The organism is Sinomicrobium weinanense, assembly GCF_018863395.1.
GTDB classification, from domain to species: Bacteria; Bacteroidota; Bacteroidia; order Flavobacteriales; family Flavobacteriaceae; genus Sinomicrobium; species Sinomicrobium weinanense.
Window position 1 is genome coordinate 19,905 of sequence record NZ_JAHKRR010000016.1, and the last position, 7,327, is coordinate 27,231.

Here is a 7,327-nt window from a genome sequence, read left to right on the forward strand (position 1 = left end):
GGTTCGGGTTGGTTTCCGTGCAATAAAAACCCTGTACCGGGAATACTGCCTCCGGCACTTTAATGGGTTCCGTTTAATCGTTTTCTCTTTTTTTAAGTGGTATGTCTACACTCCTGCCGTCTTTACAGAAGACCTCAAGAACGGTATTTCCCCCTAAATGCCTGAGAGATTTCAGAGCGGGGGATGTTCCGGCCTCATACCACGTTCCTTTCAGTGTTATGGTCAGCAGGCTGCCTTCACCGGTCCCGTTGACTATCTCATCGGGCATACGCGACATATTGTGATTCCAGGGTTTTAATTTTATATCCGGGTCTGCTACGGTGAGTACCGCGTATTCTCCGGGTTCCCGGAACATCATAAGGGTGGGGGTATCAACAGCCATTACAGGTCCTTTCTTTAACCCGGATCGCGGAGTAAACACCGCATATGCCGTGATCCCTGACTTTTGGTGATAAATACTGTGTATTTCCCTGTTCTTTTCCAGGACCTTATAGCTTTTATGTGTTACAAACGGCTCCAGGGCTTTTTTTGAGGTGTTTAACACTATCTGGTATTCATACTCCCCGCCTGCCGGGGACATCCCGTGGTCCAGGTATACTTTTATAGAGGGGACCGTCACCTTTTTATAGATCTTACCATCACGTACGAGGGACTCCAGGGCGGTTTGTTCTATGTGTACATCTCCCCCGTTGCGGACAATGTAGTGGATGCCGTTCTGATCTGTAATATATCCGTCCGTTGCCGTTCTGTTTACGGGAAGGCCTGCGCCTAAAGATTCCCCGTTGTAATACGTAAGCTTCCGGGCATCCTGTTTGTATTGAAACAAGGTAGTAACGGTATGGTAACGCTCGTCCTTATTACAAATATCCGATCCCAGGCAAATGATCTCGTCCCCTATGAAAAAGTAGGATTTTCTGGCACGAAAGGTGTCGTCGAACAGTGTTTTTTCCTTATCGGGCCCTACATCGTCCCGGAACTCCATGGCAAACATACCGTTCTTACCTTCCTGGCTCAGACCATTGGCAAAAGCAGTACGGGAGAAACTCCTGTGATACCCTTCGATATATTTTTTCGTGGCCCTGTTCTGAAAAAACACTTTTTCCATGGGAAGCGCCTTGGTTGTGGCCCCGGGAAGAAATGCCCAGTGATAACCGCTGTTCATCGATATGCCTGCTCCTTCAAAACCTTTTTCTTCACGGCCCTGTACGGTTATCAGGTAACCAAAGCTCAGGTATCTCCCCAGGCTGTTCTCCCCTTTTGAGCTCCCGGTCTCAAAATCCCATATATACCTGTTATATCCTTTTACCGCAGCATAGGCACTGTCTTTCCTGTGAACGGACAAACCGGAATACGGCATGGTGTAATTGCCGTTACCCGGACTGTTTTCACGGTCTCCTGTTTTCCGATGCAGCCTGACCAGTAAATCCAAGGTCCCGAAAGTCCCTGAATAGGTCAGCGCAGGGATAAGAATACCGGTGATCTCCGCAGGGTCGGTGATCCTGTACAGGTAGTTGAACCTTTCGGCCAGTGCGGTATCGGTTGTTTCATCTCCCTGTAATGCCATAAAGGCATAGGCCGGCAGAAGAAACCTTCCTATGGCGCTGTTCTGATGCGGAAACCGTCCCGACACCCCGTAATGCAAATCTGTCCCAAAAGCAATCTGCGAATGTTTTACGAGTAGTTTCTTCAGTATGCTTACCGATCTGTCCGATAAGGCATAAGGCGTATCCCGGAGCAACCACCCTATCATGGCCATGGTATTTACGGCCTGTATGCCATATGAATTGAGATATGTTCCCCGGTGATGATAAACCGAATAATCGGGTTTTATCGTATCGCTGTAACCCGGGGCAAAACCTATGACATAATCCATGTATTCCTTAAAAGCATTCAGCAGGTACGACTTTGATGCATTATTTTCCATCAGCAATATCGTTATCAGCTTTACCAAAGCGCCTCCGCGCACTTTATCGGTATTTTCTCCCCTGGTATAGTCGATGTCCAGTATACTGCCCATACGGGTATGCCACAGCAGCATGTTTATACGGGAGTCCAGTTTATTTTCCGTTTTAAGTTCGTCCCGGATGAGAAAAATGGCGTTGGCTATCGCATTCAAACGGATCACATGGTCTACCGTCCCCATGGCGCTCCCCGGGGCAAACCCCTGGTCTTCGAAATAATCCAGAACGTCCACAAGTTTTTCTTCAGATGCTGCCTTTCCGTTCAACCTGTAATCCATGGCCAGGGGAAAAGTAGCTTTCTGGGCTACTTCCTGGAAAACAAGCCCGTTTTCGGCCGGATGCTCATCACGGGAAGCAAACATGGGGCGTCCGTTGACAAAGCCATGATCACGGCGCAAGTGTAATTTGTCGTAATACGATAAACCCAATTCAATCGCTGCCCCCATCTTTTTTCCTATCCCCGATCTTCTTTCTTTCCAATCCCCGGATGAATCCCCCAGGATCAGGAACTCGAGCCTTTCTGTAATAATTCCGGCATTTGTACCGACTATTTCAGGGTCAAATGCCTCCCCGTCAATACCGCTTTCACGATAGTCACGGTACGGTTTTAATATTTCATAGGAATCGGCCTGGCGAAATTCCCGTTTACGGTTGACAAACTGCAGGTCGGAATGCCTTTTATTGGAAATAAAGGTGAGCAGGGACAGGTGGTCTATAAAGAGTTCCCCTTTTTCTTTCGGGCCGCCGGACACATATGCCATGATACTTTTCACCGTGTCGCTCCCGGAGTATGAGGCTACCCTGGCGTCTTCCTCCAGGTTTACCCATACGGCCCTCCATCCCGTAAAATCCAGGTTTACCTGAAATTTATACCTGGGGGCTTTCCGGGCTGCTTCCGGGTCACTGCCTACCTGAAATACCAGTACCCCTTTTTGCGGTTTTTCCTGGTAGAGCCACATTTTAAGCCCGCCATATCTCCCTTCGGGATAAAAAGCAGGTTCATAAAACTCAGGGCTTCCTCCCGGATAAACCCCACCGGCTTCCTGCAATCCCCGGAGATGATCGGCCCGAAGCATTCCGCCTTTCTCCCATTTCCACAACATAGAGGCCTTTCCACCCTTATAATGCCGCGGGGAAATCTCGATGCTGCCTTTTTCAGTACTCCAGTCATTCAGTTCAGAAGGCGACTCAAACTGTAATTGCCTCACTAAAACAGCATCCGGAACGGTGTCCTTTAATAAACGGGTGCCTCCCTCCCGCGCAAAAACGGGTACATCTGCCAGGGCACAGTTAACCGTAGGCCATAAAGAACACAGGGTCACTAAAAAGCGAAATAAAATTTTCATAAACGAAAGCTTTGGTGATCGTTGTTAATTTCGCCCTAAATGTACCCATACAGGAATTTTTCACCTTTCAATAATCGACTGAAATATTTAAATTTTATTTAATTTAATCTTCAACGTACCGTATGAAAACCAAAAACACAAACAAATTAAACCAATCTGGACCTGAAGTCCGGAGGTTAGAAAGTGGCCGCGAAATTGTCATAGTTATTGGGTTACTTGGTTATTTAGTCAACACTCAATAACCTGTCTCTTAAAAGTCTACAGAAACTAAAGTAGCTGCAATGATCCCGATAACAATCGGGAACAGGGTTTTAACCTTTAACTTGATAATAAAAATTGGATCACTCCGGGCGTTTTAATCATTTTTTGAATAAAAAAAGTTTAAATCTAAACGGCCTCCCCGGGACGACTCATACTTTTATAACCCATAATCTATCTAAATTTATTTTGATCATGAAGAGAAAAGTTTCGGGTGTATGGTATGTGCTGGCCGGATTATTATTCCTTAACAGTTGTAAGACCTCCCAACGAACGGAAACAGCAACATGGCTGGAAAAGTCCGTAAAAACAGCTACCCATCAATTAACCAGGGCATCGGAGGAATATTCCCCGGGCATGAACCCGCGTTCCGTCGAACCGGACGGAAGCGTACGCCTTGCCCCGGCAAACGACTGGACTACCGGTTTTTTCCCCGGGAGCCTTTGGCTGGGATACGAAATAAGCGGTAAAAAGGTCCTGAAACAACAGGCCGAACGTTTTACCCTGGCCCTGGATACCATAAAGGATTTTAAATATACGCACGACCTGGGTTTTATGCTGTTCTGCTCCTACGGAAATGCTTACAGGATCACCCGGGACAAAAAATACCTCCCAGTGCTCCGTAACGGGGCGGCAAACCTTTACAGCCGTTACAATGAAAAAGTGGGGTCCATACGTTCGTGGGATTTTGGCGAATGGCAATACCCCGTGATCATAGATAATATGATGAACCTCGAACTGCTGTACTGGGCTTCGGACAAATTTAAAAAGCCGGTGTACGCCCGGGCAGCCGAAAGTCACGCCATGAACTCTCTAAGAGACCATTACCGTGAAGATCACAGTTCGTATCACGTGGTAAGCTACGATACCCTGTCCGGAAAACCGGTAATAAAAGAAACGCATCAGGGCTATGGCGATGAAACCGCCTGGGCAAGAGGACAAGCCTGGGGGCTTTACGGTTTTAGCATGAGCTATAAAAATACGGGAGAAAAGAAATTTATAGAACAGGCCGAACACATTGCCCGTTTTATTATGAACCACCCCCGGTTGCCCAAGGATAAAATTCCGTACTGGGATTATGACGCTCCCGATATTCCCGGTGCACCACGGGATGCCTCTGCCGCCGCGATCACCGCATCGGCCCTGCTGGAACTCAGTACACAGGTTAAGGACGGCAGCAAATATTTTGCTTTTGCAGAGGACATTTTGAAATCGCTTTCCTCCGATATCTACCTGGCAAGGCCGGACAGTGCACATTTTTTTATTTTAAATCACAGTGTCGGCGCCCTGCCCAATAATTCCGAAGTAGACACCCCCATTAACTATGCGGATTATTATTTTCTGGAGGCATTGGACCGCTATGCGCGCTTAAAAAACATAGACCTGAAGAAGATATGACCGCTTACAATATAAAATCTTAATATGCGATATCTCAAGTTATTTCTGCTCCTCATCATTCCCGTCTGGGGCATTGCAGCACTTCATAAACCTGTATTTAAACAGGACGACACGGTATTCGAAAAACTCGACCTCAATTACCCGGGCATGGAAAAGGTAAAAATCCTGGTACATCAACAGCAATACGAGCAGGCTGCGGAGGCCTTACTGGAATATTACCGGGGCCGGACACATATCAGGCATCCCGAATATAACAGGGAGGACCAGGCCGGATATTACGGAAAGAAATTACCGGCAGACGTACTGGAAAAAGCAGACAAAGGGTCAGATCATCGGTTTTTTGTCCACAAGGGCTATGGGTTCCTGGATTATGGAAAGGATATCAACTGGCAATACTGGCCCGTCCGTGACAATGAGATACGATGGCAGGTAAACCGTATGTATTGGTGGCCTCCCATGGGGCTGGCCTATTGGGCTACCGGGAATGAAACCTATGCCAAAGAATGGGTGTTTCAATACAGGGACTGGATCAAAAAGAACCCCCAGGGCCTGTCGGATGAAAATGACAGGTTTGCATGGCGGCCTTTGGAAACATCCCGCCGCCTCCAGGACCAGACCGCTTTGTTTAATATGTTTATCGGTTCTCCGAATTTTACAGCACAGTTCCTCATGGAATTTCTGGAGAATTATCACCATCATGCGCAACATGTGCTTCATCACTATTCGGAAAAAGGCAACCACCTGCTCTTTGAAGCACAACGCATGATCTATGCAGGGGCCTTCTTCCCGGAATTTAAAAAGGCGCAGGAATGGCGTAAGAGTGGTATTGACATCCTTAACCGGGAAATAAAAAAACAGGTATATGCCGACGGGTTGCAATACGAGTTATCCCCGAATTATCACGCAGGAACCATTAACATTTTTCTCAGGGCTTTGAGAATGGCCCAGCTTGCCAGGTTGGAGAAAGAATTTCCCGAAAGCTATAAAAAGACCGTGGAAAGCATGATCATGGCACTGGTAAATTTCTCGTTCCCGGATTATTCCTATCCCATGTTTTCCGATGCCAAACTGGAACAAAAATCCGGTATGATCAAAAAGTTCCGGAGCTGGGCCGAGGCCTTTCCCGAAAACCCGGTGATCCGCTATTTTGCCACGGACGGAAAGAAAGGAACACCCCCCTCTTATGAGTCGCACGCCTTAAAACAGGGTGGATTCTATACCTTCAGAAACAGCTGGAAAGACACGGCCACCGTCATGGTCCTAAAAGCCAGTCCGCCTGCTTTCTGGCACAGCCAGCCCGATAACGGGACATTCGACCTGTGGGTAAAAGGGCGGAATTTTATGCCGGATGCGGGAGCTTATGTTTACGGAGGGGACGAGGAGGTCATGAAACTGCGGAACTGGTACAGGCAGACCAGGATGCATAAAACCCTGACACTAAACAATGCCGATATGGATATTTGCGATGCCCGTCTACGCATCTGGAAAACTTCGGACTCCCTGGATATACTCTCATATACCAATCCCAGTTACCAGAACCTGGACCATACGAGAACCGTGCTTTTCATTGATAAAAAATACTTTATTATTTTCGATAAAGCCGAAGGGCCTGCCAGGGGTAAAGTTGCCGTTCACTTTCAACTGAAAGAGGGAAAGGCACTCATAAGCAAAAAAGGCCGCAGTGCACAAACAGCCTACAAGGACGGGAACAACCTTTTGATAAAAAACCTGAATCCGGACCGGACGGAGATCATTCGTGAAGAAGGTAAGGTTTCATATGCCTACAGAAGGGAGATAAAGAGGCCTGCATTTGCTTTCAACCAGGACAAAAAAGATCCCGGCGCCGTGAGGTTTATCACTGTCCTGTACCCGTTTGAAGGAAAAAAGGCACCCCGGGTAGACATAACGGAAAACGAAAACAATGACCCGGAGCACGGGGTTATAGATATTACCCTTAACATAAATGGCAAGATACATTGGGTGAAAAAGAATTTTAATTAAAAATAAATCAACCCGATTCAGGACCTCTTGATGATCTTTTCCTCATTCAATACTACAGTTTTTTAGGATATTTCATCCTGATGATCAGAGTAAGCTGCAGATTTTCGGGTACATAAAATTAAATATCGGGCTTTAATGGCTTCTGAGGATATAATTTTATCTTCCTCCAAAAGTTCTTTATGACATTCCAGTAGCCTGTTATATACTTCGTCCAGATAGGCATTTAACGTTCTTACGGATCAATCTCAAAAGTTGGGGAAGAATTGAAGTAAAAGTCGATCTTTGCAAAAAAAGATATTGCTTTGGATAATTACCTGGACTTTATAAAACTTGTATTGCCCCCATTCATCGTAGATCATTTTG

General features: G+C 46.6%; 3 protein-coding genes. 2 read left to right on the forward strand and 1 reads right to left on the reverse strand.

Annotated features, from left to right (window positions below):
* Nucleotides 1-73 precede the first annotated feature (73 nt).
* Nucleotides 74-3,307 (reverse strand): chondroitinase family polysaccharide lyase, encoded by a 3,234-nt coding sequence (locus KN811_RS21440; protein WP_187966877.1) that lies wholly within the window; start codon nucleotides 3,305-3,307, stop codon nucleotides 74-76.
* A gap of 453 nt (nucleotides 3,308-3,760) precedes the next feature.
* Here KN811_RS21440 and KN811_RS21445 point away from each other — a divergent pair, with 453 nt between their 5' ends.
* Together KN811_RS21445 and hepC are read left to right on the forward strand one after the other, a co-directional pair.
* Nucleotides 3,761-4,963, forward strand: a complete 1,203-nt coding sequence (locus KN811_RS21445) for a PH domain-containing protein (protein ID WP_187966876.1) — start codon at nucleotides 3,761-3,763, stop codon at nucleotides 4,961-4,963.
* Between the two features lie 24 nt (nucleotides 4,964-4,987).
* Nucleotides 4,988-6,964: a heparin-sulfate lyase HepC gene (hepC, locus tag KN811_RS21450; protein ID WP_187966875.1), complete on the forward strand. Its 1,977-nt coding sequence runs from the start codon at nucleotides 4,988-4,990 to the stop codon at nucleotides 6,962-6,964.
* The last annotated feature ends 363 nt before the right edge of the window (nucleotides 6,965-7,327 follow it).